The sequence below is a fragment of the Chitinophaga sp. 30R24 genome (genome assembly GCF_049056765.1).
Taxonomy (GTDB): Bacteria; Bacteroidota; Bacteroidia; order Chitinophagales; family Chitinophagaceae; genus Chitinophaga.
In genome coordinates, this window is sequence record NZ_JBJGXX010000001.1 from 946,810 (window position 1) to 972,770 (window position 25,961).

Here is a 25,961-nt window from a genome sequence, read left to right on the forward strand (position 1 = left end):
AGATGTGGGGCACTACATTTTTTCTCCCCCTGTTATTTAGCGGATACAGGAAATTATTATACTGCAACGCAGATTCAGTGCGTAGAGAAAAGTTATTATTGTACGACAAGATGTGATCATGCTGATATTATTAATTATTTCGGGAGTAGGCATATTGGTGCTGGGGTATCTTTTATTTGCCTCAAAACAGCAACAACAACAGGAGGTGGCAACACATAGCCAGCAGCTCAATGCATTGCAGGCCAGTTATGCAACACAGCAGGAGAGAAATCTCCAGTTGGGGGTTAAACAGGAGTACCTGCAAAATATGCTGGATGATAAAGTGATAGAGTTAAGGGAGAAACAACAACAGCTGGAGCGTATCAATGAAGAGTTTTCTGTGTTGATGTCTGGGCAGGGGCGATTGGAAGAACAGAACAAATACCTGGTACAGCAGCTGCATGGGGAGAAAGAAAGGTTGCAGCAAGTTCAGCAGGATTTTAAAATACAATTTGAGAATACGGCCCAACAATTATTGCAGCGGATTTCAGGCAATTTCATGGAACAGAACCGGATAAAAATGGATGATGTGTTGAAACCATTGTCTGAAAAGATAGATAATTTCCGCAGCAGTGTACAGCAATCGCTGGTGGCTGAAACCGAGCAAAGAACAGAGCTTAAAAATGAGCTACAGCGCCTGTTGCTGCTGAATCAAACGTTATCTAAAGAAGCCAATAACCTCACTAATGCCTTAAAGGCTGATACCAAAAAGCAGGGTAATTGGGGGGAAATGATCCTGGAGCGGGTATTGGAGGCCTCTGGTTTGGAGAAAGGAGTCCATTACTTTACGCAGGACGCGCAGCGGGATGATGCCGGACAGTTGAGAAGGCCGGACCTCGTATTGCATTTACCAGAAAACCGGCAATTGGTAATAGATTCTAAAGTATCGCTGAAAGCTTACGAACAATATTGTAGTGCCACTAATGAAGAAGATAAACGGCACGCACTGAAAATGCACCTGCAATCAGTAAAAAACCATATCACGGAATTAAGTGATAAGGCCTATCATACCTTATACCGTAACACTACTGATTTTGTGATGTTGTTCATCCCCATAGAACCAGCTTATGCGCTGGCTATTATGCAGCCGGAGGAAGAGTTGTATGATTTTGCTTTCCGTAAGCGTATTATTCTGGTAAGTGTGCCTTCCCTGCTCGCCACTTTACGCGTAATCGATAACATGTGGCGGCTAGACCGGCAAAATAAAAATGCTGAAGAAATTGTGAAGCAAGGTAGCGCGCTCTACGACAAATTTGTAGGTTTTGCGGAAGATATGAGCAAGATAGGAGAACAATTGAAACGTAGCCAGGATGCCTATGAGGGTGCGATGAATAAATTAACCACCGGTAATGGTAACCTGGTAGGACGCGCAGAAAAGATGCGTAAACTAGGGCTGGACAATAAAAAAGTATTGTCCAGGGAATTGACGGAACGGGAGTTGCCGGAAGAGGATCAGGTAACCGTTATTCCTCCTGCCAATGCGGCCAACGAAGAAGAGTTGGTGAATTAACTACCGTTTACGGATGGTTGCCGGTTTAGAACTGGCCGGTTTGTAAATGAAGCTTAAATATAAGGTAGCCATTAGCGTAATACCCGCAAATATATAGAAGGTAAGCGGGAAATTACTGGCGCGGTTACGGTAAATAAAAGCCGAAAACCAGGCCCCAAGCCCAATACCAGCTTCCATAGCAATATACATGCTGGCCAGAGCCCTGCCGCGGTATTCTGGCCGGCCAAGGTCTATTGTCCAGGCGGTAACGGCAGGAGCGTTCAGCCCTACAGAAACGCCATATACCACTGCTGCCAATAATAGTAGTGTACCGCTGGTGGTAGCAGCCATCAGCACCATAGAAGCGGCCATCATAATGGCTGAAACTTTAAGGATAGGCACTCGCCCGTATTGGTCTGATACTTTTCCGGCCAACAAACGTATACCAATAGAGCTGGCAGTGAAAAATGTAAAGAACAGCCCTTTGTTGTTAATGCCCAAGAAAGTACTGAAATCAGGTATAATAGTTAATACTGCGCCATAACTGAAATATGTGAGAAAAGTGATGATCACCGGAGACCATACCAACGGCTCAAAAATTTCATTCGGATAAATTTTCAACAATACAAAACGAAAACGTTGCCTGTTTACCAGCGTTTCTTTCATACCGATTAGGATGACCACAGACAATAAGGCAAATACAGCAGAAAGCTGGAACATGACGTTGATATTCCACCGCACCGCTATGTAGCCACCAATGGCCGGCCCCATAGCCATTCCAATAGTGCTGAATAATCCTACCATCCCCATGGCTTCACCACGGCGCGTAGCCGGCACCATATCTGATACATAGGCAGCAGTACCTGTAGGTTTGAAACCAGTGGAAAAACCATGAAAGAAACGGAGTAGTAGAAAAGCTCCCACAGAGCTGATCAAAGGATAAGACAAACTGCAAACCACACAGGTCAATGAACCGAAAATCATTACCGGCACACGTCCTACAGTATCTGTAAGTTTTCCGCTGAAAGGCCGGGAAAGCCCTGCCATCAAAGTGAACAAGCCAATAATATACCCTTTGTAATCTGCTCCGCCCATACGGGTAAGGTAAGCAGGTAACTCCGGAATCATCATGTTAAAACTGGCAGAAAAAAGTGCGTTGCTAAGACAAAGTAGAATGAAATGAAGATGGTAAATGCGGTCTGTCTGCTGGTTCATGTACGCAAAATTAGTAACTATGGTATAATTTTAGCAAAGTAAATAGCGCTATCGCAAAACATGAACAAAAACCAGGAGATACCTGTTTATATTAACCGGTTGTTAAACCATGATCATATTTATCTATCTCCCTAAATCGTAAATTTATTATAATTAAAAAAAATCACTGATATATGAAAGCAAACATCGGGGTTTTGGAAGAAAACATAAAGCAGATAGCATTAGAGCTGAATAAGGTATTGGCGGACGAATTGCTGATCTATGCTAAAACGAGGAATTGCCATTGGAACATCGAAGGCAGCAACTTCCATGAAATGCATATATTCTATGAGGAACAGTATGAGGAGCTGGAAGAGTTTGGTGATTTGGTTGCAGAGTATATCCGTTCCCTGGGACATTTTGCACTGGGACGTTATGCAGATGTACTGGAACTGACTAATCTCCTGGAATCTGAATATTCCAACGATCAGAAAAAACAGCTGCAGGAATTACTGGCAGATCATGAAACTATTATTCGCAACTTGCGCAGGCTCATTGATGAATTCGACGATAAATATAAAGATAAAGGCGCTGCAGATTTTGCTACCCAAATGCTGCAAAAGCACCTTAAGCTGGCCTGGATGATCCGTGCCTATCTCGGTTAAACACATTGATAAAAAAGTAATTGACGTGTTGGGAACAGTAAAGATGCTGTAACCAACACGTTTTTGGTTTTCAACCATCTGTTAAAACAGAACAACCATGGACAACACAACGAGAGATCTCCGTTTCGCCGTACTGATAGATGCCGATAATATTCCTTATCATAATATAAAAGGCATGCTGGAGGAAATAGCCAAATATGGAAATCCTACTTTTAAAAGGATATATGGCGACTGGACCAAGCCAACCGTAGTAGGTTGGAAGGGCGTATTGCTGGAATATGCTATTACACCCATTCAGCAGTATAGCTATACTTCCGGGAAAAATGCCACCGATTCGGCCATGATTATAGATGCAATGGACATATTGTATACTGGCCGGGTAGATGGCTTTTGCCTGGTATCGAGCGATAGCGATTTTACAAGGTTAGCTACCCGCTTGCGGGAGGCTGGTATGATTGTATATGGTATGGGTGAACAGAAAACGCCTAGCGCCTTCCGGGCAGCCTGCGATAAGTTTATTTACCTGGAAATATTACAGGTACATGAAAGGAAAACAGATACCGATAAATCTAAACCCCTTAAAGAGCAACAAAAAAGTATCAGCAAAGCCGATAAACGGTTACTCAACTTATTGTCTACCAGCATCAATGATATTGCAGATGAGGATGGCTGGGCCTATTTGGGTGAATTGGGTAATCTGCTGCTGAAAAAGCAACCAGACTTCGATTCCCGTAACTATGGTTTTAATAAGTTATTGCAGTTGCTTAAAAGCTTTCCGAATTTTGAAATAGATATTAGGGAGAGTGGAAAGAAAACAGGGAAACTGGTGTATGTAAAAACCGTATAACCAATGGCATATAGAAAGATTCGTATCATCAATGGCGATATCACCAAAGTAGCTGCTGCTGCAATTGTAAATGCTGCTAATTCCTCCTTATTAGGTGGTGGTGGTGTGGATGGAGCCATCCATAGGGCAGGTGGACCGGATATATTGGCCGATTGCAGGGCTATTGTTGCCCGTCAGGGTGGGTGTAAAACAGGAGAGGCTGTGATCACTACCGCTGGCCGGTTGCCGGCAAAACATGTTATTCATACTGTAGGGCCTGTGTGGAATGGCGGCCAAAAAAATGAAGAAGTATTGTTGGCCAATTGTTACCAGCATTCCCTGGAATTGGCCACCCGGCATCATTTAAAAAGTATTGCTTTTCCTAATATTAGTACTGGCATCTATCATTTTCCTAAAAAACTGGCTGCCAGTATTGCTATGAATGTTATTGTGAACTATCTCAATGAACATGACGAGATAGAAGAAGTAATACTGGTATGCTTTGATGAAGAGAACCTGCATTATACCCAACAATATTACAACCAATACATCCGGCCGGAAGAATGATATTTATCCGGTATTGCCTCAACGGTTATGTTCCTCACTTTTTCCATGAGACAACTTGCCGTTGGCAATGTGGATAAAAACGACAAACAGAAAAAGGCTTCCTCATAAAGGAAGCCTTTTTCTTCTATAGTGCGATGTGAAAAAGCGGAAATTAGAGTTTTGCGTACTTCACCCAGGCATACAGGAACATAGCAGCAAAAACTATAATAGCTACAGGAGCCAGAAAATGACCAATACTGTCACCAACTTTATAAAAGTTAGTGGTATGTACTACTGTTAAAAGATTCATCAACATAGTATAACGATTTAATTAATTCCGGGTGCAAATTAAAACTTTCAGGTCATATTCCCAATCAAAGCTATTGTTACCATGTTATTAATTGCTGTATACACTTATCCAGTCTTGATTTGGCGAGAAAATTTTTTTCCAGTTCTCCGGAAAAGGGCACAGGTGTGTCCAGGCTGGCACACCGCATTACGGGAGCGTCCAATAGCAGGAAGCAGTGTTCTGCTATCCAGGCGCTGATTTCTGCTCCTAAGCCACCAGTAAGGGTATCTTCATGTAGCACCAGCACTTTGCCGGTAGCTGCCACTATTGCCTGAATGGCGGCATAGTCTAGCGGGAACAAGGTACGGAGGTCTAGTATGCCGATAGACCATTCCGGATGTTTTTGGGCATATTCCCATGCCCAATGTACACCGCTGCCATAGGTAATAATGCTGATGTCTTCACCGGGTTGTATGAGGGCAGCTTTGCCTATTTCGGTGGTATAATAGTTTTCCGGTACCAGTCCGCTGATGCTGCGGTACAATGCTTTATGCTCGAAATACATCACCGGGTTAGGATCTGCAATGGCGGCTGTCAGTAAACCTTTGGCATCTGCGGGGGAGGACGGATATACGATTTTTAGTCCCGGTACATGGGTAAACCAGGCTTCGTTGCTTTGGGAGTGGAAAGGGCCGGCGCCAACACCTGCACCTGTGGGCATCCGGATCACTACATCTGCTGGTTGTCCCCAACGGTAGTGTATTTTCGCCAGATTATTCACAATCTGATTAAAGCCACAGGTCACAAAATCGGCGAACTGCATTTCTACCATACTTTTAAAACCGGCTATAGATAGGCCTAGAGCGGTGCCTATAATGGCGCTTTCACATAATGGCGTATTGCGTACCCTGTCTTTGCCGAACTGCTCCAGGAAGCCTTCTGTTATCTTAAAGGCACCTCCATATGCTGCAATGTCCTGGCCCATGAGAATAAGCTCCGGGTATTTTTCCATGGATTGACGTAGTCCGGCTGAAATAGCATCAACAAAGCGGCGTTCCTGAGAAGGGCCATTTGCAGGGATGATGGCAGGAGCAGGGGCGTATATATCGTTTAATTCAACGACAGTAGTGACAGTAACAGGTGGATCTGCCAATCCGCGGGTTACATGGGCTTCTATCTCCTGTTTCAGTTCTTCCCGCACAGTCGCTATTTCATCAGCAGAGAGAATATGGGACTCCAATAAAAAAGTTTCGTACTGCAAGATAGGATCCTTTTTGCCCCATTCTTCCAGCAGGGCGGGGGGCACGTATTTAATGCCGCTGGCCTCTTCATGGCCACGCATACGAAACGTAATAGCTTCTATGAGCACGGGTTTTTGCGCTTGTATGGCATAAGCCCTGGCTGTGCGTACAGTTTGGTATACTTCCAGCAGGTTGTTGCCATCTATTTGTACCCCTTCCATGCCATACCCGATAGCCTTGTCTGTAAGCTGGTTGCAATGATATTGTTCACTTATAGGTGTGCTGAGCCCGTAACCATTGTTTTCTATCAGGAAAACAACAGGAAGCCCCCATACGGCAGCCACGTTCAATGCTTCATGGAATTCGCCTTCACTGGTGGCGCCTTCTCCGGTAAAGGCCAGAGATATTTTTTGTTCCTTTTTTAGCTGGTGTGCTAATGCAATGCCATCGGCAATAGAAAGTTGCGGACCCAGGTGGGAGATCATACCACAGATATGGTGGGTACGGCTGCCAAAGTGAAACGAACGCTCCCGTCCTTTACTGTAGCCATTTTCACTGCCCTGCCATTGCATTAATAATTTATCCAGCGGCATTTCCCTGGTGGTAAATACGCCGAGGTTCCGGTGTAATGGCATTATCCACTCTTCTGCTTCCAAGGCTAGTGTGGCGCCAACGGCAATGGCTTCCTGGCCGATTCCCGAAAACCATTTACTTATTTTTCCCTGTCGGAGTAGCAACAGCATTTTTTCTTCTATGAGCCGTGGGTATACCAAGGCTTTGTAGAAAGACCGCAGTTGTGCGTCGTTTAAATTTGTCCGGTCAAAATTCATGATGCGTATATGGGAATTAGCACCGTAAAGGTAACCTTAATCGTTGCCGCCGGCAATACTGATCAATATACTGTTGATGATCGTCATCACGATGCTGAAAAGTAAGGCCCACCAGAAGCCGTCTACTTTAAAGCCAGGCACCAGTTTAGCGGCCAGCAGAATAATCAGGGCATTGATAACAAATAAGAAAAGTCCCAGGGTAATAATGGTTACTGGGAACGTGAGCAGTACCAGCACGGGTTTTACCAGGGCATTCAATAGTGATAATACTAATGCCAGTATCAGTGCGGTAATAAAGCTGTCTACTTTTACTGCCGGTTTTAGCAATAAAGCGGTTATCATAGCGGCCAGTGCGCTAACAAGTATGCGGAGTAGGAAAGAGCCCATTGGAGATCATTTTACTAGTTAAGTTAACGAAACATTTTGGTTTTTGTTGACGAATGGGGTGAGCGATTTTCGCCACTGCTATATCTCAGCAAGGAAATGAATTACTTTAAACAGGGTAGCGGTATAATGAATTAGCGAGCTAACCAGTTGGGTGAGAAAAAATAACTGGTTAGCTCTGGAAAGGTATAATAAAGCGAGTGTGCGTTAAAGTGTTATTTTATCAGTAACGCCTATACGCAGCTGTTGATTTACAGAAAATTATCAGCTTCGCGGTATGCATTGATCAGCGCTGCTTCGCCTTCTTTGCCCTGGCCGGCCATACCGTGTTCCATGCCTAATATGCCTTTATAGCCTTTTTGGTATAGGTGCTTAAAGATGTTCTTATAGTTGATTTCGCCGGTACCAGGTTCCTTTCGGCCTGGATTATCACCGATCTGTATATATGCAATTTCGTCCCAGCACATATCCATTACAGGGATAAGGTTACCCGTATTGCGTTGCATGTGGTAGATATCGTATAATATTTTGCAGGAAGGGCTGTTAACGGCTTTGCAAATTCCAAAGCTTTGTTCGGCGGTACGGAGGAATAGGTCGGGATTGTCGCTTAATGGCTCCAGTACCATTATAAGCCCATGTGGTTCAAATATTTCGGCCCCTCTGCGCAAGGCATCAATCACGTGGGCGGTTTGTATACCCATAGGCAAGTTGCGTTCAAAATAGCCGGGAACAACAGTCGCCCATTTGGCATTACAGCGTTTGGCTGTTTCTACGCTGTCTTTACAGGTTTTAATAAAAGCGTCTGTAAATTCCTGCTTGCCTGTAGCAAGAGAGGTTTTCCAGTTATTGCCGGTATCTACTACAAAAACGCCCATTTGTATTCCTAACTTACTGAGTAACTCACCTATTTTAGACTGTTCTGCAGCAGGGCGTCCCAGCATGCCATTATCTTCAATGGCGCGGAATCCCTGATCATACATGTATCTGATCTGGTCCAGGAAATTGCCATTGCCGGCACTGTTCTTAAACATACCATCATGTGGGGCATAGTTCATGTTAAATGTTTTCCCATTTGCGTTACTGCTGCCATTGTTCACTGCCTGGTTGTTTTCATTGTTCTTATTGTGGGTATAGGCCTGGGCGTTGTTGCCTACACCACCAATTGCCAGTGCAGAAATGCCAGCGAGGGCGCCATTTTTCAGGAATTTTCTTCTTTCCATAACGTTAGGTTAAATGTAATAGTGACAGATTAAATTTAATAGCTTTTATAAGTAAATGCTAACAATTGTGGAGAATTTTCAATTTATTCCATTCATCAAAAAAATGTTGCAATCCAACATAGTTTTTTTTAGATTCACCCACTTATATTCACGTTAATGACTAAACCGTATATGACCTTATTGCTGAGCGGACTGTTCAGCCAGGTTGTTGTAGCGCAAACACAGGCATTCCAAGCCTATACGCAGCAAATTCCAGGAACCGATGTTAGTTTTAAAATGGTGCCTATAAAGGGTGGAAGCTTCATATTGGGAAGTCCGGAGAACGAAAAAGGAAGGAACAATGACGAAGGGCCCGCTAAAGAAGTACAGCTATCTGATTTTTGGATGGGCGCAACAGAAGTAACTTTCGATGAGTATGATATATATATGGATGCGGAAAAGGATAAAACGCCCGTACCTGATGGCATGACCCGCCCCAGTCCACCGTACATTGACCTTACACTGGGAATGGGTAAAGCAGGCGGATTTCCTGCCAATAGTATGAGCCAGTATGGCGCGTTAATGTATTGCAAATGGCTGTACATTAAAACAGGCATATTTTACCGGTTGCCTACTGCTGCAGAGTGGGAGTATGCTTGCAGGGCCGGTACTGTCACAGCTTTTCCGTTTGGTGCTACTGCGGCACAGCTAAAGGAATATGCTTGGTATAAAGATAACAGTGAACAGAAATACCACAAAGTAGGACAATTGAAACCTAACGCATGGGGGCTATACGATATGTTGGGTAATGTGGAAGAATGGACGCTGGACCAATACGACGAAAATGGGGTGGCCAATGCAGATCATCAAGACCCCTGGACTCAGCCAACAGCTAAAACGCCGCGGTTATTAAAAGGCGGAAGTTATCAAGATGAAGCGCCGTTGTTACGCAGTGCTGCCCGTTTAAAGTCTGATCCGATCTGGAACCGCCGTGATCCACAGATCCCTAAAAGCTCCTGGTGGAATGCTGATGCGCCATTTGTAGGTTTCCGGATAGTAAGGCCGGTAAAACAACCTACTCCGGAAGCGGCAGAACAATTCTTTGAAGAGACGATCGCTAAATATAAAGGGGCACGATAGCCTGGTTCTACTTCCTAAAATCTAAATCTTATTCATTTATGGACAACGAAAAGAAATTCCACGGGGAAGGCCGCCGCGAATTTATGAAACAATCTACCCTATTGGCTGGTGGGTTGCTGGCCATGCCGATCTTGTCTAAGGCAAATTATTTTTCTGGTGCTTCTGGTGTAATTAAAATTGCGCTGATCGGTTGCGGTGGGCGCGGTACCGGCGCTGCTACCCAGGCGCTTAGTACCAAAGAAAATGTTCAACTGGTGGCTATGGCCGATGCCTTCCCAGACAGATTGAAAGAAAGCTATGAAAATATTAAAGAAGCGCTGGGAGATAAAGCCAACAGGGTAAATGTACCGGAAAGCAATAAGTTTCTGGGCTTTGATGCTTACAAACAAGCCATCGCCCTGGCAGATGTAGTCATATTGGCTACACCACCGGGTTTCCGCCCTATTCATTTTGAAGAGGCTGTTAAGCAAGGCAAACATATCTTCATGGAAAAACCGGTAGCTACCGATCCTGCCGGTATCAAGCGGGTACTGGAGGCTGCTGCAGTGGCTAAAACCAAGAAATTGAACGTAGTAGTTGGCTTGCAACGCCGTTACCAGAACTCTTATCGTGAGTTGTATAAGCGCTTCCAGGACGGCATGATCGGCGATATACTGTCGGCCCAGGTATGGTGGAATCAGGGCGCACTGTGGGTAAAACCCCGTAAACCAGAATACACGGAAATGGAGTACCAGATGCGCAATTGGTATTACTTCAACTGGTTATGTGGTGATCATATTGTAGAGCAGCATATCCATAATATTGATGTTGGTAATTGGTTTATGGGTGCTACCCCCGTTACTGCCCAGGGAATGGGTGGCCGAGCTGTACGCACTGGTAAAGAGTATGGTGAGATATTTGACCATCACTACGTAGAATACCGGTATGCTAATGGCGTGGTGATGAATAGCCAGTGCCGCCACTGGAAAGATGCTCCCAGTAAAGTAGATGAAGAAATTGTGGGAACCAAAGGCCGTATCCTGTGCGACCGGGCACAGATTGTGGACCACAAAGGAAAAGTATTGTACCAGTTTGATAAGAAAAAGAATGAAAACAACCCTTATCAAACAGAACATGACGAACTGTTTGCGGCTATTGCTAAAGGGGAGTATAAATTCGCTGATGCGGAAAGAGGCGCCCAAACCACGTTAACAGCCATTATAGGCCGCCTGGCCACTTATTCTGGCCAGGTAATAGATTGGAACGTAGCCTTGAACTCCGGCTTGGATATCCATCCTAAAACCTATGCGTTTGATGCCCAGCCGCCGGTATTGCCAGATGCCTCCGGAAACTACGCATTCGCTAAACCCGGTATTACAAAGTACTTTAGCTGATAGCATTTAGTTGTTGTGATATTTTTTTATTTGGTTATTTTGTTCCGGCGCTCTATTGGCCGGAACAAAATGATCAGATAACATGAAGAGATTACTGACGGTAATTATATTAGCATGTTGGTTGCTACCTACCGCTGCCCAGGAGGTTGCCATAAAAAAATGGGCTGACGCGGAAATCATCCATAAGGCACCACTAGAACAGGCGCATGTAGGTATCTGTATCTACGAACCTGCTACTGGTAAATATTGGTACCAATACCAGGATGACAAGTTTTTTACTCCCGCTTCCAATACCAAGATTTTTGCGCTCTACGCCGGCATGAAACTATTGGGTGATTCCCTGCCCGCTGTCCGGTATTACGAAAATGATACTGCCCTGTTTGTGAAAGGAATGGGTGATCCTTCTTTTCTGCATCCTGATTATGCTTATCAACCATTGTTGCAGCTATTGCAACAAACAAAGAAAAAAATATACCTGGTTCCTGTGGCTAATGCCAATAAACGCTATGGACCGGGCTGGGCATGGAACGATTATGCAGACGACTATCAGCCTGAACTCAGTGAATGGCCTATGTATGGCAACCTGGTGCACATACGTCATCACCAGGACAGCAATATTATTATCCCTAGTCTTTACAACCTGGATGCCATAACAGATGACACCCTCCGGGAGTTTATAACGGAAAGGGATGAACGAAATAATTATTTCTACCTGAAATATAATCCCCGCAGTAGCGCTGTACAAACAGCAGCTATTCCTTTTATTACCGGATCTATATTGGATCTGCGGGAGCGATTGGAAGATACATTACATAGGCACATAGGTCTCGCTGTAACCGCTCCTAAAGGGGTATTCCGTATTTTGCGCAGTATACCGGTAGATTCTTTGTTTATTCCCATGATGCAGGAAAGTGATAATTTCTTTGCAGAGCAAACGCTGATGATGAGTTCGGCAATGCTGTGGGACAGTATTAGTACCGCCCGTATTATTTCGTATTTGCTTGCCCGTGATCTGAAAGTATTGCCGCATCCACCTCAATGGGAAGACGGTTCTGGTCTTTCCCGGTACAACCTCTTTACGCCCCGCGATTTTGTGACTGTGCTTACCCTTTTGCAGCAGCAGTATTCCACCCAACGGCTATGGTACATTTTACCTACCGGGGGAAAGGGCACCTTACGGAATTATTATCCACAACAGTTTATACATGCTAAAACAGGTACCCTAAACGGCATTGTGGCGTTGAGTGGATACCTGGTAACAAAGAAAAATAAAACATTGGTATTCAGTGTATTGGTAAATAATCACCACGAGTCTGCTACTAGTGTGAGAAAAGCGATAGAAAAACTATTAACGGCCATCTGGAAAGATTACTGATCAGGGTTGCAGGTCGTAGGAAACCAACCGGGTCGTATCTTCTTCTTTGTCCATTTCTATTAAGCCAATCCCTTTGCCGTAATAGCTGGTAAAGAGAGTACCTACCGGGATGGTATTATCTGATACCAAGGCATAGGCGTCTGTACGAACAGCAATAACATCTGTATAATCTTCCCCATTAACGGATTTGGTCATGCCGGTGGCAGTAATGGTGAACTCCAGTATACCGGTAGAAGATACACTGCCATTGTTCACCGTGATGGTATCTTTCCAGGAAGTGCCGGCTACTACGTTGTCTTTCAGGTAAGTTAGCTGCAGGTCGTTGGCCTCATAGCCCTGAAAGGTAAGGATGCTGGCTATCTGGGTATATTCGCCGGATGCGCAGTTAGAACAGGTAAAAACGCTGTCGTTGCCCATTTTTTTGTAGACGATGCCATTAATGGTAGTATCCCCGCTAACAGTAAAGGTAAAGTGTGTTGTATCGTTGGTGTTATTGATATTAATATAAGAAAAAGTGGACCCTACGGTATAAGGAGCGTAGTCGCAGGTGCCGGGAGGAGGCTGTGAGCCGTTGTTTTCCTGGCTCATTTCCTTGCTGCAGGAGAGCTGTGTTATTATGAACAGGACACTAATAGTAATGAGAAAAGGGTATTTCTTCATAAAATATGGTTGATATATTCCTATAACGGAGAATGCTGCAAAATTATGCAAAAAAGCCATTAGCAATCAGCTAATGGCTTTCTAATAATATTATCGGATAGCGGTTACTGGGTAACCCGTACTTTAAACGTTCCCGTAAGTGGGGAGGAAGTATTGGTGGTGCTGTCGATTCGCAGGTTGGCACTAAAGGAGCCTTCCACGTAACCGCCCAGGGTTCCCTTTTGCGTAATGGTATAGGAGCCGGAGCCACTGTACACAAGGTTCCCGTTTCTGAAATTCACCATTTGTGTAGCATAGGTACCTACCGATACGCTATCCATAAAAATATTGTATACCAGGCTTTTATCTGCATTGGATGCAGAAAGCAGGCTACGATAATTTGCCTGTGATAATATCACAGAGTCTGTTGGGCTGCTGAAATTATAGTTCTGGCCTGTATAAGTAAAATTCAGTGTGCTAGGCTGAATGGCATCGCAGGCACTGAGGTCTTGGATATAGGCGCCGGTGGTTACAGGCAGCGTGGTGGTAGATATTTTGTTGGCAACGACATCTACTGCGTTAATGATCGCATTCGTCGTATATCCCTGGCAATAGAGTATACTGATGTTATACTTTCCGGCTACTACTGGCGTGCTGTAAACAATGCCGCTCAGGCTAATATTTACGATGCCATTTTGCAACGGAGAGCCATTGCAGGAAGTGACTGCGCCGCTGAACTGAATTTTGCTCGTTCCCGGTATATTAACTTGGAGGGTGCCCAGGTTGGTATCGTTGGTGTAAGGGCCTACATTGCGATTGTATGCAATGTTGTTGCACTGGTCCATTATCTGTAAAGTCAGTGTTTCGCCTTGGGGAATATCGCCACTTACCAACCCATCCTGGTTAGTATAGCCGCTTGTGATGCTGCCATCATTTCTTTTCATCAGTACGAGCATATTGGCTAGCGCATTGCCGTTATCATCCTGCAGGGTGACTTTGAAGTTGATAAGGGGGAAATAAACATCGCAATTCCAGAATGAGAAATGTTTGACGGTACCTACGTAACCATCACCTATTTTCTGCGCACTACCTTCTTCTTTCCACAGGCCGGAGGCTTCATCAAAATGCCAAAGAGGGATGTTGGCTGGAGCGCTATTCCGCAGGGAAGCGGGAATAGTCATTTTAAAAGTAACCAGCTTATTGGTATCCAGGTGGAGTTGCTCTCCATTTTCCCCTTGTACTTCCAAAGCCATCATGCCATAGGATTTAAGGCCAACCAGCGTATTGCGGTTGCTAACACCCCGCAGATCACCAGGTATAATAGCATTGAAATTGCTTGCTTCCGGATTAATTGGCGCATAAATTAATGACACCTTGCCGTTATAGGGTTTGTTATCGGCGCCCATTACCTGTTGAGGTTGGAAGCTGAATTGGGCATTGCTGGCAGTGATGTTGCCACCGGTGGCAGCATCGAAAACACCGGCTACTTTTTTAGGTAATAATTGTATCTGAGCATATTGAAGCTTACCGGTATTGGATATACGAAAAGTACGATAGCCGTTGAAGTAACCACTTTTTTGTACGGCTACTACTGCCGCCGCTTCTTTTACCATCACGTTATTGATATGAAAGCTGCCATCGGCGGCGCTGGGGACTGTGGTATTACCATACGCTACCTGTGCACCGGCTAACGGCAGATTGTTTTCATCAAGTATAATGCCCTGTATGCTACTGCTAACTTCTTTGGGGGGAACGGGTGAAACCGGTGCAACGGGTTTATTGCCATTATTCATTACCGGTGGGTTGTCTGTGGTAGCCATCTCCTTGTCGCAAGCCATAAACAAGCCTATAGCAAGTAAGGGTAGCCATAATTTTTTAATGATCATAGAATAGGGTGCCGTTAAAATTAGAATTGACGAAGATGTATTTACAAGCAAATATGAATTATCTTTTTTTCACAATAAAATTTTTAAAATAATTGTAGCCAATACATTTATTTTTAGAAAATAATTAACCCTTTTCTGGATAACTTACATAGACCATTGTACTATTAGTAGCGTTATGAAAAACTAAAGTATACCACGCAATGAAAAGATAAACTGTAGATATTTCATTCTTAACCAAAATCACATGTAGTATGAATCCACGTTATGCAAAAGCATTGCTGTTGCTATGCCTCTTTGCAACCCACACCAATGTTGTTACTGCGCGGGCCCCTATTCCCGGCATTTGGCAACAAGGAAATTTGACTGTTAAGGGAAAAGTGAAAGACATCAACGGCAATCTATTGCCTGGCGTTACTGTGCGGGTAAAAGACACCCAAAAGGGTGCTTCCACAGACGACAAAGGCAACTATGTGCTGAATGATGTGAAAAAGGACGCCATACTGGTATTTCAGTACCTAGGTTTCGAACCGCAGGAAGTCCGGTTAGATGGTAAAGCTGTTGTTAATGTAATGATGAAGGAAAACCAGAAAACACTGGACGAATATGTAGTTATTGGGTACGGTACTCAGAAAAAAGTAACCAAAACCGGCGCCGTATCTTCTGTGAAAGGAGCAGAACTGCAGGAGTCGCCCAATGTCAATATTTCCAATTCCTTGGTAGGCCGGATTCCTGGCATTATTGCAGTGAACAGTAGTGGAGAACCAGGCAATGACGGTTCAAAAATCTTTATCCGTGGCCGTAGTACACTTGGTAACAGCAGCCCGCTAATCGTGATTGATGGCTTTCCGCGCGCCGGTTTTGAGCGTATCAACCCCAACGATATAGAAAGCGTTTCTGTGCTTAAAGATGCTGCTGCTGCTATTTACGGATCGCGTGCAGCCAATGGCGTTATTCTTATTAATACCAAGCGCGGGAAAATGGGAAAACCTACGTTGAGTTATGGTTTTAACCAATCGTTTGTAACGCCTACCCGGCTGCCCGAAATGGCGGATGCACAAACTTATGCAAAGGTGGTCAATGAAATATTAGAGTATGGTGGTGATGTACCCCGGTATACGGATGAGCAGATCAAAAAATTTGGCGATGGCTCTGACCCATGGCTGTATCCCAATACAAATTGGTACGATGCAACGATTAAAGATATTTCCCTACAAAACAGACATGACCTGGCATTGAGCGGGGGCACAGAAAAAATGGCTTACTATGTCTCTTTGGGATCACTTTACCAAGATGGTATTTATAAAAATAGTGCTACCAATTATAAACAGCAGAACCTGCGGGCTAACCTGGATGCTGCCGTAAATGATAACATTCATTTGAAATTTAACCTGGCCGGCCGCCTCGAAAACAGGAGCTACCCTCCCCGCAGCGCTGGCTCTATCTTTCGTGCATTGATGCGTGGCCGCCCCACGGAAAATGCTATCTGGCCCAATGGTTTGCCTGGCCCTGATATAGAGTATGGAGATAATCCTGTAGTAACAGGAACTAACGCGATTGGTTATACGAATGAAAAAAATTATGTGATCAATACCGATATGTCGGCTATCATAAATATCCCCTGGGTGCGGGGCTTGTCGGTAGATGGAAGTTTTGCTTATGATCAAAACTTTGATTTCTATAAATCGTTCATCAAACCCTGGACCTTATATACCCTGGCAGACGTAAACGACCCCACTCATCAACTCAACCCTGGCTCCAGGGGGGTAAGTGCGCCGGAGCTCACCGAACAGTTTAATACAGTAAGACAAACCACTTTTAATTTTAAGATTAACTACGCCCGGTCGTTTGGTAAGCATCATCTCAGCACTTTTATCGCTTTCGAGCAAGCTTCATTACACGCTGATACGCTGGGCGCCTACCGCAAATATTTTATTAGTGATAAGTTGGATCAGCTCAATCTGGGTGGTGATAAGGAAAAAACGAATAACGGCACCGGGAGCGAATTTGTGCGCCGTAACTACTTTGGCCGTATTTCCTATAATTTTAAAGAAACGTACCTGTTCGATCTCAATATGCGTTACGACGGTTCCCAGAATTTTCCCCATGGCCGTCGTATGGGCGCTTTCCCTGGCGCATCTGTTGGATGGGTATTGTCGAATGAAAATTTCTGGAAACAGCACATCCGCGCACTGGATTACTTTAAAATCCGCGCAGCCTGGGGGCAAATGGGCAACGACCTGATAGACCCTTTCCAATACCTGAGCACTTATGGATTTAGCAGCGGTGGGGTAATGTTTGGAGGCGATCTGAATAAAGGCCTTTACCAACTGCGCTCACCTAATGCAGACATAACGTGGGAAGTTGCCAATAACTACGACGTTGGTATAGAAGCAGCCCTGCTGGGAGATAAACTAACCTTTGAGGGCGATTATTTCCTGACCCGCCGTTCCAATATCTTGGTAAGCCGTAGCTTGTCTATGCCTTCCTATACAGGTATGACCCTTCCCCAGGAAAATATAGGCCGCGTAGAGAATAAAGGCTTTGAAATAAGATTGGGTCATAAAAATGATATCCGGAAATTTCATTATGAAGTGACGGGTACTATCACACATGCTCAAAACAGGATACTTTTCTGGGACGAAACGCCAGGCGTACCGGTTTGGCAGCAATCCACAGGAAAGCAAATAGACGCTCCTTTATATTATAAAGCCATCGGTATTTATAAAAATGATGATGAAGTGAAAAACAGCGCTCATCTGGCTGGCGCTAGGGCTGGGGACATCATCTTTGCAGATGTAAATGGAGATCATATTATTGATGACCTGGACCGCATCCGTATAAACCGCACCGAGAACCCTACCTGGATTTTGGGGCTAACCATGAGCGCTAAATATAAAAACTTCGATTTCACCATGTTATGGCAGGGAGCCACCGGAGCCAGCCAATATTTGCGTACAGAGTCTGGTCTGATTGGCAATTTTCCTATGGCTTATGTGAAAGACCGGTGGACGAAAGATAACCCCAATGCTTCCTGGCCAAGGGCGTTTGACCGTGACCGTGAGTATTGGGTGGGGCGCCAGAATACCTTCTGGTTCTGGAACACCAACTATGTGCGGTTAAAAACACTCGATCTGGGATATAGCATACCAGCGAGGTTATGCAAACAAGTTGGGTTGCAAAACCTGCGTGTATACGTGAGTGGGCAAAATCTGCTGACGATCGACAAAGTGAAGATTTTTGATCCGGAAGCACCCAGTGGCAGTGGCCAGTTTTATCCACAGACCAAGATCTATAATGTGGGTGTAAAAGTTACTTTTTAATTCAACAACCATGAGAAAAACAACGATACTTAAATATATAGCGGGCATTTTTCTGTTGTGTACGGCCATTATCGCCTGCAATAAAGATTTCCTGGAAAAGAAACCACTTACAGAATATGAAGAATCTGATGTGTGGAAAGATGCAGGTCTGGTACAGGCATTTGTGAATGACCTATATGTGCAGATGCGCCCGGGTTTTAATGAAGTAATGCTTTCTTCAATGACCGATGAAAGCCGTTTTATACATGATTATAACACCTCCCTGGTGGTGCAGGGAAATATTACGCCAGATGATATTGGTGCGTTGAGTGATTTTAGCCGTTGGGATGCTCATTATAAAGCGATCCGGAATTGTAATATGTTCCTGGAAAAAATAGATGGGGTACCTATGACGGATGAAAGCCTGCGTACCCGTATGAAAGGAGAAGTACATTTTATGCGTGCCTGGTATTACCATATGTTGGTAAAATACTATGGTGGAGTACCCTTGATTACCAAAACCTTTAATGTGAAAGGAGATGAGGGGGAGATATTGAATGTAACCAGGGCTACTTTTGAAGCCTGTGTTAATTTTATTGTGAATGAATGTGACAGTGCTGCAAAGGCATTACCGCTTGCTTATGATGCGGTAGCCAGTAAGGGTAGGGCAACCAAAGGTGCAGCCCTGGCGTTGAAGTCGAGGATATTGTTGTATGCTGCCAGTGATTTATTTAATGGCGTTTCCAATCCATTGATGGGCTACACCACAGCGGGCCAAACTGCCCGTATGCTGTTGGCAAAGGCTGCGGCAGATTCGGTAATCCAATTGCATTTCTATGAACTATATCATCCTACTGATTCTGCAGCAGAAAATTATGCACGTGTGTTCCTGGATAAAGACAATAAGGAATTGATCTTTGTAAAACAATATGATAAATCTTTATTGGGTACTTCGCACGATCTGTACAATGGTCCTAATGGATATCATAATTGGGGAGGTAATGTGCCCATTGAGAATTTTGTGAGTGGTTATCAAATGAGGGACGGCTCGGCATTTTCCTGGAGTAATGCAGCACAGGCTCAAGCGCCTTATGCTAACCGCGATCCCCGCTTTTATGCGACTATATTATATGATGGCGCCAAATGGAAACCGAGGCCGGCCGATGGCGCCGTAACTGATCCTGTTGGTATAATCCAGACTGGAAAATATGAATCTGCTAACGGAAAAGACAGCGTTTGGGGGTTAGATACCCGCAACAGTACAATCGAAAACTGGAACGGTACATTTTCCGGCTACTATTTGCGTAAGTTCATGGACATCAACCTGGATGCTCAATTTTTCCGGGGCGATCAGAACTGGATCTTTTTCCGTTATGCCGAAGTGTTGCTTAATTATGCCGAAGCCAGTATTTGGGCCGGGCAGGAAAACGAGGGCCGCGACGTGCTGAACCAAGTGCGCGTACGTGCAGGCATGCCAACAACTGTTGCATCGGGCCCCGCATTGAAGGCCATACTAAAATATGAAAGACGTTATGAGTTAGCTTATGAAGAGCATCGTTTCTTTGATGCCCGCAGATGGAAAACAGAGGCGATATCGGCGTTTAACGAAAATGCCCAGGGAATAGAAGTGCTGGGGTCTAAGATTAGCGGACATCCATTTACATATCACGTATACAGTATACAAGACCGTCAGTTTCCCGAAAAGAATTTCCTGTTGCCGATTCCTGCCAGTGAAATCAGGAAAAACGCAAAGTTGATGCAACAGGATGGATACTAACCATAAGTAGTAACATTGGCTGCTTATTACTAAAACGGCAGCGAAGATCTTTTGTCTTCGCTGCCGTTTAATTTCTTGTACAGCTGTTTGATAACAATAAATGGGTGGTACCCTCCATTGGTTGCTATCGGTACAGCACTAACAAATACAGTTATACGCCGAGTGACCAACCATCGCGGTAAGTACGTTTTACGAATTGGTTAGCTTCATCGAAGTTGGTAATTTTCATGTTGTTGCCATCCCACAGTAACTTGATATAGCGGCCAGGATAGTCGAAACCTTTTCCACTGGATCTTGGTTTACGGATATCGTAGCTGCGGATAGCCAGGTTAGCCATCAGGATGCTTTCGGTAAGCGGACCTGCGAGATCGAAAGGAGAGCTCAGTGTTTTTTGCTGTTTGCTGCCATAGCCAGCAATAGCAGCATTTACCCATTGTTGGTAGTGACCTTCTGGTACACGGGCAATGGTTTGTGGCACATTCACTTCGCTGTTGCGGGAGGTAGGCAGTAGTTTAGGAGATACACCATAAGTACCACACATCATTTTACCTTTATCGCCAATAAACAGCGCACCATTACCGCCGTCGCCCATTACTTCGTTAGGGCCCAGTTCATCCGGACGCTCTGGCTGAATACCGCCATCCATCCAGTGCAGGGTAATTTCCTTGCCGTTTTTACCAGGGAATTTCATGATCACATGGGAAGAAGGAGGACAGCTTTCAGGGAAATAACCACGATTAAACTCTCCTACGTATACGCTACCTACGCTACATTCCACAGAAGTAGGGTATCCCAGTCCGAGCACACGGAAAGGAGGTTCTATAATATGGCAACCCATATCGCCGATGGCGCCGGTACCATAATCCCACCAACCGCGCCAGTTAAATGGCACCAGGTTATCTACGTAGTCTTTTTTAGGGGCAGTACCTAACCAAAGATCCCAGTTAAGTTCTTTAGGAACATCTTGTTTGGCAGTAGGCCATGGAATACCCTGTGGCCAAACAGGACGGTCTGTCCAGCAATATACCGTATGTACATCACCGATAATGCCGGCATTGTACCATTCCATTAACTGGCGAACACCATCGCCGGAGGCGCCTTGGTTACCCATTTGGCTTACCACTTTGTATTTATTGGCTGCCTGGGTGAGCATACGGGCTTCGTAGATGTCGTGGGTCATTGGTTTTTGTACGTATACATCTTTATTCAGCTGCATAGCGCCCATGGCCGCAACGGCGTGGGTGTGGTCCGGAGTGGATACAGATACCGCATCAAAATTTTTATGTTCCTTGTCAAACATTTCCCGGAAGTCGGTATAAAACTTCGCTTTAGGGAATTTTTTCACGGCTTCAGCTGCACGACGGGTGTCTACATCGCATAGGAAAGTAATATCGGCCGGGCCTTTGGCAAATTCAGATATATCGCTGAAGCCCTTACCGCCTACGCCGATACCTGCTACCCGCAGGCGATCACTTGGTGCAACGTAGCCTCTACCTAATACATGACGTGGAACTATCATGAAACCGGCTGCTGCAAGCGCGCCGTTTCTCAGGAATGACCTGCGGGATACACTGTTTTCTCCCTCACTCTTTTTTTCTGGAATCATTGATGTTAAGTTTTCTGGATTTAAATGATGAAATAGCAAGTTAGTACGTTAGTCCCAGGTCATCAGTTTACCCCGGTCTTCAATTTTCAGACAGGTAGCCAATGTTTTTTCATCATAGGCATAGCCGTATTGCTGCAACACATCGGCAGGCACGCCATCCCATTCATTGGGTGTATTGCCTTTATAGCCAAGGTCTTTAATGCCCATTTTGCTGGTGAAAAAACCGGTGGCTACGAGGTTGCGCATACGGTTGAAAAATGCTGCGCCCTGGCTGTTCTCCGGCGTAGCCTGTTCTGGCCAGGCAATTGTATCTACAATGGCCATACGCTGTTTTTCATCGCATTCGGCAAACGACTTATTATAATGTTTGGCACATTGGAGGTCCAGCCAGCGAAGGCCTCCCCGCATGGGGAGCTGATGCTCGGGTATATCTTTTACAATAAATTCTATGAAGGCCGGAACGCCGGCATCGCTGGCGCTACCAGAATGTTCATCTGCCGGAATAATAATATCTGCCAGGATGGTGATCGTTTTCATTTCTTCCGGCGTAAAAAATTTTTCCTCCATCAAGGCCTTATCGCGCAGGGCCTCGGCCGGCGTACGGCCATAGCCGGCTACTTTGCCGGTGTCTTCTTTTTTCTCCCCAGTATCCTTTTTTACTTCACAACCCGTTGCCGACAGGATGGTGCCTACCGATAACGTTCCCAGTGCGAGGGCTTTAAGTGATTCTCTTCTATCCATGATAGTTGATTTTCGGATGATGGTATGTCCAGCTACCAGCCGTTAAAGGTAATAACTGGTCCGGATCAGATATTTTGTTTTTTTAATTGATCTACTATATATTCAGATGCCCGCATAGACAGTGCAAGGATGGTCCAGGTAGGGTTTTTATCTGCCTGGGATACAAAAGCGCCTCCGTCTACAACAAACAGGTTCTTTACTTCGTGTGCCTGGTTATATTTATTTAAGACAGACTTATTGGGATCATCGCCCATGCGGGTGGTACCTACTTCGTGGATGATGCGGCCAGGGTTTTCCAGTCCATAGTTAGTATCTGCGCCGGGTTTGGGGCCAAGCGGTATACCGCCCATTTCATGGATCAGTTGTTCAAAGGTATCCTGCATATGTTTGGCTTGTTTAATTTCGTGGTCGCTCCAGGTATAATGGAAGCGTAGCACCGGTATGCCAAATTTATCTACTACTGCAGGATCTATTTCGCAGTAATTATCTTCCCGGGCGATACATTCGCCTCTACCGGCAAAACCTATTTGGGTGCCAAAGAAACGGCGATAGTCATCTTTCAGGGAAGCGCCGTAACCGCCTGCGGATTTTGCTTTCCCATCAGGGCCTGGAAGCTTGCCATTCATCACTTCCATATTAAAACCATAACCATAAGTAGGCATATGCATGCCGCCACCTAGTTCAATGTGGTAGCCGCGGGCGAAATCCAGCTTTTTATTATCACCCCACCAGGGTACGTATACGTGCATACCGCCTACGCCATCTTCGTTGTATCGTTTGCGGTCCATTAACTGGGGTAAGCATGCACCTCTTGAAGAGCCGGTGGAGTCGTGTAGGTATTTACCTACTACGCCACTGGAATTAGCCAGTCCGTTGGGATGTTTGGCTGATTTTGAATTCAGCAGTAGACGGGCAGATTCGCAGGCGCTAGCCGCAAGCACTACTACCCGGGCGTTTACGGAATATTCCTGCAAGTCTGTTTTATCTATATAGGCAACACCGGTGGCAAGACCACTGCTGTCTGTGAGTACTTCACGCACCATGGCATTGGTATATAAGTCTACATGCCCGCTTTTCATGGCTGGTTTTACCAACACAGAAGAGGCGGAAAAGTCGCCATACACCATACAACCACGGTTACACTGGCTGCAGAAAAAACAAGGGCTACGGTCTTTATTTACAGAGCGGGTAAGGATAGACAGTCGGGAAGGTATTACAGGGATGCCTAGCTTATCGCCGGCTCTTTTTACCATGAGTTCGTGCAACCGGGGTTTAGGAGGAGGTAGGAAGAAGCCATCGGGTTCATTAGGAAGGTTCTCTTTAGAACCGAAAACGCCGATCATTTTATCTACCCGGTCGTAATACGGGGCTACCTCTTCGTAGGTGATCGGCCAGTCATCGCCTAGGCCATCGTAGCTTTTGTGTTTAAAGTCGCGGGGACCAAAACGTAGCGATATCCTTCCCCAGTGGTTAGTTCGGCCACCTAACATCCTGGACCTGAACCAGTCGAATGCAGTGCCATCCTTTTTCGTGTAAGGTTCTCCGTTGATGTCCCATCCACCATAGGATGCGTCAAAATCGCCAAATGGGCGGGTTGAGCTGGCGCCTCGTCGTGGTGATTCATAGGACCATTTTAATTGAGTAACCTGCTCTGGGTCTGCCGGATCGTATTTTGGCCCTGCTTCCAGAAGTGCTACCTTGAGGCCCGCTTCAGATAAGATTTTAGCGGCCATGCCCCCTCCGGCGCCGGAACCAACGATGCAAACGTCGTAAACCTTTCCTTGTTTTTTGATTTCGAAAGCCATATTGCGTGGAAATTTTTGACATGAAGTAAGAACACCGATTTTAAATCTATAAATTAAATGCGGAAAAAGGAAGGTTTTTTATATGAGTGATCACACAATCTGTATTATCGGTGTCGACATAGGCACCAGTAGCACTAAATCGGTTTTGCGAGAAGCGAACGGCGGGGTGCGAACCGTTTTTCAGCAGTCGTATACTACGCAGCATCCGCAGCCGGGGTATAGTGAACAGCGTCCGGAAGACATACTGGAGGCGGTAAAGAATGCCATCCGGGAAGCGGCAAAGTTGGCTGGAAATGCTCCTTTGGCTATTGCTTTCAGTAGTGCTATGCATAGCATAATGGCTGTAAATAGGGATGGAGTGGCCCTTACGCCTTTCATGATATGGGCAGATAACCGGAGTGAATCCAGCGCCCAGGCCTTGCGTAGTTCCTCCGAAGGTGGCGAAATATACCGGCAAACAGGAACGCCTATACATGCCATGTCGCCGCTTTGCAAGATTCATTGGCTACGGGAGCATCAACCGGCGCTCTTTATGGAAGCTGCCTTATTTATTGGCATCAAGGAATATGTTTTCCATCATTTTTTCGGTACCTATATTGTTGATCATTCTATTGCTTCTGCTACCGGGTTGTTTAATATGCATACATTGCAATGGAGCAAAACTGCGTTGGCTGCGGCGGGTGTTAAGGCTGGTCAGTTATCCTGCCCGGTGCCTGCCAGCTATGTTATTAGCGGATTGTCTCCTGCTATGGCCGCAGAGCTAGAAATTCCGGCCAACACACCGTTTGTGGTAGGCGCCAGCGACGGTTGCCTGGCCCAACTGGGTAGCGGCGCAATGGATGAAGGCCATGCCACCCTCACGATCGGCACCAGTGGAGCCGTAAGGATGGCTGGTAACCGTCCTCTCACGGATGCGCACCAACGCCTTTTTACGTATTTACTTACCGACAATGTATATATTACCGGTGGTGCTTCCAACAATGGAGGGGTTGTATTGCAATGGCTGGTCAGGGATTTCCTGCAACAGCCGCTCACGGCATTGAACGGGTTAGTACAGGAGGCGCTGGCAACTTCGCCAGGTAAGCTGTTATGTCTTCCTTACTTACTGGGAGAACGGGCGCCAATATGGAATAGTGCCGCCAGTGCGGCTTTTATAGGCATACAGCCACAACATACGCCGGCCCACTTTACCCGTGCGGTGTTGGAAGGCATCTGCTTTGCCCTATACAGTATTAAAACGGCTTTACAGGAAACAGCGGGCCCGGTGCGTAAAATATCTGTCAGTGGTGGATTTACTAATGCGCCGGGCTGGATACAACTGCTGGCTGATATTTTTGGGCAACCAATGTATCTACAGCAGGCCAGCGACGCTTCTGCTTTGGGAGCCGTTATACTGGCGGCAGAGGTGTTGGGGCTCCATATTACGCCCATGGCTATCCCGGAAGCGGAACAGGTTTTTTATCCGGATGAGATCCGGCACCTGCAATATGAGGAAAAATACCAGCGATTCCTGCAACTATACGAACAGCTGGCGTCTTTTATGACAGCATATTGATGTAGGGATTAAAAAGATGGCTGACCGCAATAACGGTCAGCCATTATAATATAAGGTTTGGTA

20 protein-coding genes are annotated in these 25,961 nt (G+C 45.4%); 10 read left to right on the forward strand and 10 right to left on the reverse strand.

The window, feature by feature from the left end; genetic code table 11:
- Window positions 1-118 precede the first annotated feature (118 nt).
- Window positions 119-1,549: a DNA recombination protein RmuC gene (rmuC, locus tag ACDQ55_RS03925; protein WP_420979814.1), complete on the forward strand. Its 1,431-nt coding sequence runs from the start codon at window positions 119-121 to the stop codon at window positions 1,547-1,549.
- Here rmuC and ACDQ55_RS03930 read toward each other — a convergent pair whose 3' ends face one another.
- Window positions 1,550-2,743 carry an MFS transporter gene (locus tag ACDQ55_RS03930; RefSeq protein WP_420979815.1) on the reverse strand — a complete coding sequence of 398 codons (1,194 nt, stop codon included), beginning with the start codon at window positions 2,741-2,743 and terminating at the stop codon, window positions 1,550-1,552. It abuts the gene before it with no gap.
- Window positions 2,744-2,916: 173 nt separating this feature from the next.
- Here ACDQ55_RS03930 and ACDQ55_RS03935 point away from each other — a divergent pair, with 173 nt between their 5' ends.
- The 3 genes from ACDQ55_RS03935 (at window position 2,917) to ACDQ55_RS03945 (ending at window position 4,780) form a co-directional block, all read left to right on the forward strand.
- A complete protein-coding gene (locus ACDQ55_RS03935; RefSeq protein ID WP_420979816.1) occupies window positions 2,917-3,387 on the forward strand; it encodes a Dps family protein in 471 nt (156 codons plus the stop codon).
- A gap of 97 nt (window positions 3,388-3,484) precedes the next feature.
- The gene (locus ACDQ55_RS03940) at window positions 3,485-4,234 is read left to right on the forward strand and encodes an NYN domain-containing protein (protein ID WP_420979818.1); all 750 of its coding nucleotides are present in this window, start codon (window positions 3,485-3,487) and stop codon (window positions 4,232-4,234) included.
- Window positions 4,235-4,237: 3 nt separating this feature from the next.
- Window positions 4,238-4,780, forward strand: coding sequence for an O-acetyl-ADP-ribose deacetylase (locus tag ACDQ55_RS03945; protein WP_420979820.1), 543 nt, complete (start codon window positions 4,238-4,240; stop codon window positions 4,778-4,780).
- A 151-nt stretch (window positions 4,781-4,931) separates the two neighbouring features.
- On the opposite strand, the gene ACDQ55_RS03950 is transcribed toward ACDQ55_RS03945, so the two are convergent.
- The 4 genes from ACDQ55_RS03950 to ACDQ55_RS03965 all read right to left on the reverse strand — a co-directional run bounded on the left by ACDQ55_RS03950 (window position 4,932) and on the right by ACDQ55_RS03965 (window position 8,723).
- Window positions 4,932-5,075 carry a hypothetical protein gene (locus tag ACDQ55_RS03950; protein ID WP_420979822.1) on the reverse strand — a complete coding sequence of 48 codons (144 nt, stop codon included), beginning with the start codon at window positions 5,073-5,075 and terminating at the stop codon, window positions 4,932-4,934.
- A gap of 70 nt (window positions 5,076-5,145) precedes the next feature.
- The gene (locus ACDQ55_RS03955) at window positions 5,146-7,119 is read right to left on the reverse strand and encodes an alpha-ketoacid dehydrogenase subunit alpha/beta (RefSeq protein ID WP_420979823.1); all 1,974 of its coding nucleotides are present in this window, start codon (window positions 7,117-7,119) and stop codon (window positions 5,146-5,148) included.
- 36 nt (window positions 7,120-7,155) lie between these two features.
- Complete coding sequence (locus ACDQ55_RS03960) at window positions 7,156-7,506, reverse strand: phage holin family protein (RefSeq protein ID WP_420979825.1); 351 nt, start codon at window positions 7,504-7,506, stop codon at window positions 7,156-7,158.
- 248 nt (window positions 7,507-7,754) lie between these two features.
- On the reverse strand, window positions 7,755-8,723 hold the full coding sequence (locus ACDQ55_RS03965; protein WP_420979826.1) for a hydroxypyruvate isomerase family protein: 969 nt from the start codon (window positions 8,721-8,723) through the stop codon (window positions 7,755-7,757).
- Between the two features lie 156 nt (window positions 8,724-8,879).
- On the opposite strand from ACDQ55_RS03965, the gene ACDQ55_RS03970 reads away from it, so the two are divergent.
- The 3 genes from ACDQ55_RS03970 to ACDQ55_RS03980 all read left to right on the forward strand — a co-directional run bounded on the left by ACDQ55_RS03970 (window position 8,880) and on the right by ACDQ55_RS03980 (window position 12,590).
- Window positions 8,880-9,842 carry a formylglycine-generating enzyme family protein gene (locus ACDQ55_RS03970; RefSeq protein ID WP_420979827.1) on the forward strand — a complete coding sequence of 321 codons (963 nt, stop codon included), beginning with the start codon at window positions 8,880-8,882 and terminating at the stop codon, window positions 9,840-9,842.
- A gap of 38 nt (window positions 9,843-9,880) precedes the next feature.
- Window positions 9,881-11,215, forward strand: coding sequence for a Gfo/Idh/MocA family protein (locus ACDQ55_RS03975; protein WP_420979829.1), 1,335 nt, complete (start codon window positions 9,881-9,883; stop codon window positions 11,213-11,215).
- Window positions 11,216-11,297: 82 nt separating this feature from the next.
- On the forward strand, window positions 11,298-12,590 hold the full coding sequence (locus tag ACDQ55_RS03980; protein WP_420979830.1) for a D-alanyl-D-alanine carboxypeptidase/D-alanyl-D-alanine-endopeptidase: 1,293 nt from the start codon (window positions 11,298-11,300) through the stop codon (window positions 12,588-12,590).
- Here ACDQ55_RS03980 and ACDQ55_RS03985 read toward each other — a convergent pair whose 3' ends face one another.
- Window positions 12,591-13,250 (reverse strand): hypothetical protein, encoded by a 660-nt coding sequence (locus tag ACDQ55_RS03985; RefSeq protein ID WP_420979831.1) that lies wholly within the window; start codon window positions 13,248-13,250, stop codon window positions 12,591-12,593.
- Between the two features lie 104 nt (window positions 13,251-13,354).
- Window positions 13,355-15,115, reverse strand: coding sequence for a hypothetical protein (locus ACDQ55_RS03990; protein ID WP_420979832.1), 1,761 nt, complete (start codon window positions 15,113-15,115; stop codon window positions 13,355-13,357).
- 251 nt (window positions 15,116-15,366) lie between these two features.
- Between ACDQ55_RS03990 and ACDQ55_RS03995 the strand changes: the two genes are divergently transcribed.
- Window positions 15,367-18,435 carry a SusC/RagA family TonB-linked outer membrane protein gene (locus tag ACDQ55_RS03995; RefSeq protein ID WP_420979834.1) on the forward strand — a complete coding sequence of 1,023 codons (3,069 nt, stop codon included), beginning with the start codon at window positions 15,367-15,369 and terminating at the stop codon, window positions 18,433-18,435.
- Window positions 18,436-18,445: 10 nt separating this feature from the next.
- Window positions 18,446-20,191, forward strand: coding sequence for a RagB/SusD family nutrient uptake outer membrane protein (locus ACDQ55_RS04000; protein WP_420979836.1), 1,746 nt, complete (start codon window positions 18,446-18,448; stop codon window positions 20,189-20,191).
- 151 nt (window positions 20,192-20,342) lie between these two features.
- Here ACDQ55_RS04000 and ACDQ55_RS04005 read toward each other — a convergent pair whose 3' ends face one another.
- The 3 genes from ACDQ55_RS04005 to ACDQ55_RS04015 form a co-directional block, all read right to left on the reverse strand.
- The gene (locus ACDQ55_RS04005) at window positions 20,343-21,797 is read right to left on the reverse strand and encodes a Gfo/Idh/MocA family protein (protein WP_420979838.1); all 1,455 of its coding nucleotides are present in this window, start codon (window positions 21,795-21,797) and stop codon (window positions 20,343-20,345) included.
- Between the two features lie 48 nt (window positions 21,798-21,845).
- The gene (locus ACDQ55_RS04010; protein WP_420979839.1) at window positions 21,846-22,538 is read right to left on the reverse strand and encodes a gluconate 2-dehydrogenase subunit 3 family protein; all 693 of its coding nucleotides are present in this window, start codon (window positions 22,536-22,538) and stop codon (window positions 21,846-21,848) included.
- Window positions 22,539-22,603: 65 nt separating this feature from the next.
- Entirely contained in the window at window positions 22,604-24,343 is a 1,740-nt protein-coding gene (locus tag ACDQ55_RS04015; RefSeq protein WP_420979840.1) for a GMC family oxidoreductase, read from the reverse strand.
- A gap of 82 nt (window positions 24,344-24,425) precedes the next feature.
- On the opposite strand from ACDQ55_RS04015, the gene ACDQ55_RS04020 reads away from it, so the two are divergent.
- Window positions 24,426-25,898 (forward strand): gluconokinase, encoded by a 1,473-nt coding sequence (locus ACDQ55_RS04020; protein ID WP_420979841.1) that lies wholly within the window; start codon window positions 24,426-24,428, stop codon window positions 25,896-25,898.
- Window positions 25,899-25,961: the final 63 nt, after the last annotated feature.

What these genes read in the sequence shown, in the direction of transcription:
- ACDQ55_RS04000 (WP_420979836.1), top strand. Translation starts at nt 18,446, where the DNA reads ATGAGAAAAACAACGATACTTAAATATATAGCGGGCATTTTTCTGTTG.
- ACDQ55_RS03995 (WP_420979834.1), top strand. Translation starts at nt 15,367, where the DNA reads ATGAATCCACGTTATGCAAAAGCATTGCTGTTGCTATGCCTCTTTGCA.
- ACDQ55_RS03950 (WP_420979822.1), bottom strand. Translation starts at nt 5,075, where the DNA reads ATGTTGATGAATCTTTTAACAGTAGTACATACCACTAACTTTTATAAA.
- rmuC (WP_420979814.1), top strand. Translation starts at nt 119, where the DNA reads ATGCTGATATTATTAATTATTTCGGGAGTAGGCATATTGGTGCTGGGG.
- ACDQ55_RS03985 (WP_420979831.1), bottom strand. Translation starts at nt 13,250, where the DNA reads ATGAAGAAATACCCTTTTCTCATTACTATTAGTGTCCTGTTCATAATA.
- ACDQ55_RS04015 (WP_420979840.1), bottom strand. Translation starts at nt 24,343, where the DNA reads ATGGCTTTCGAAATCAAAAAACAAGGAAAGGTTTACGACGTTTGCATC.
- ACDQ55_RS03975 (WP_420979829.1), top strand. Translation starts at nt 9,881, where the DNA reads ATGGACAACGAAAAGAAATTCCACGGGGAAGGCCGCCGCGAATTTATG.
- ACDQ55_RS04010 (WP_420979839.1), bottom strand. Translation starts at nt 22,538, where the DNA reads ATGGATAGAAGAGAATCACTTAAAGCCCTCGCACTGGGAACGTTATCG.
- ACDQ55_RS03945 (WP_420979820.1), top strand. Translation starts at nt 4,238, where the DNA reads ATGGCATATAGAAAGATTCGTATCATCAATGGCGATATCACCAAAGTA.
- ACDQ55_RS03965 (WP_420979826.1), bottom strand. Translation starts at nt 8,723, where the DNA reads ATGGAAAGAAGAAAATTCCTGAAAAATGGCGCCCTCGCTGGCATTTCT.
- ACDQ55_RS03930 (WP_420979815.1), bottom strand. Translation starts at nt 2,743, where the DNA reads ATGAACCAGCAGACAGACCGCATTTACCATCTTCATTTCATTCTACTT.
- ACDQ55_RS03955 (WP_420979823.1), bottom strand. Translation starts at nt 7,119, where the DNA reads ATGAATTTTGACCGGACAAATTTAAACGACGCACAACTGCGGTCTTTC.
- ACDQ55_RS04005 (WP_420979838.1), bottom strand. Translation starts at nt 21,797, where the DNA reads ATGATTCCAGAAAAAAAGAGTGAGGGAGAAAACAGTGTATCCCGCAGG.
- ACDQ55_RS03980 (WP_420979830.1), top strand. Translation starts at nt 11,298, where the DNA reads ATGAAGAGATTACTGACGGTAATTATATTAGCATGTTGGTTGCTACCT.
- ACDQ55_RS03960 (WP_420979825.1), bottom strand. Translation starts at nt 7,506, where the DNA reads ATGGGCTCTTTCCTACTCCGCATACTTGTTAGCGCACTGGCCGCTATG.
- ACDQ55_RS03990 (WP_420979832.1), bottom strand. Translation starts at nt 15,115, where the DNA reads ATGATCATTAAAAAATTATGGCTACCCTTACTTGCTATAGGCTTGTTT.
- ACDQ55_RS03935 (WP_420979816.1), top strand. Translation starts at nt 2,917, where the DNA reads ATGAAAGCAAACATCGGGGTTTTGGAAGAAAACATAAAGCAGATAGCA.
- ACDQ55_RS04020 (WP_420979841.1), top strand. Translation starts at nt 24,426, where the DNA reads ATGAGTGATCACACAATCTGTATTATCGGTGTCGACATAGGCACCAGT.
- ACDQ55_RS03970 (WP_420979827.1), top strand. Translation starts at nt 8,880, where the DNA reads ATGACTAAACCGTATATGACCTTATTGCTGAGCGGACTGTTCAGCCAG.
- ACDQ55_RS03940 (WP_420979818.1), top strand. Translation starts at nt 3,485, where the DNA reads ATGGACAACACAACGAGAGATCTCCGTTTCGCCGTACTGATAGATGCC.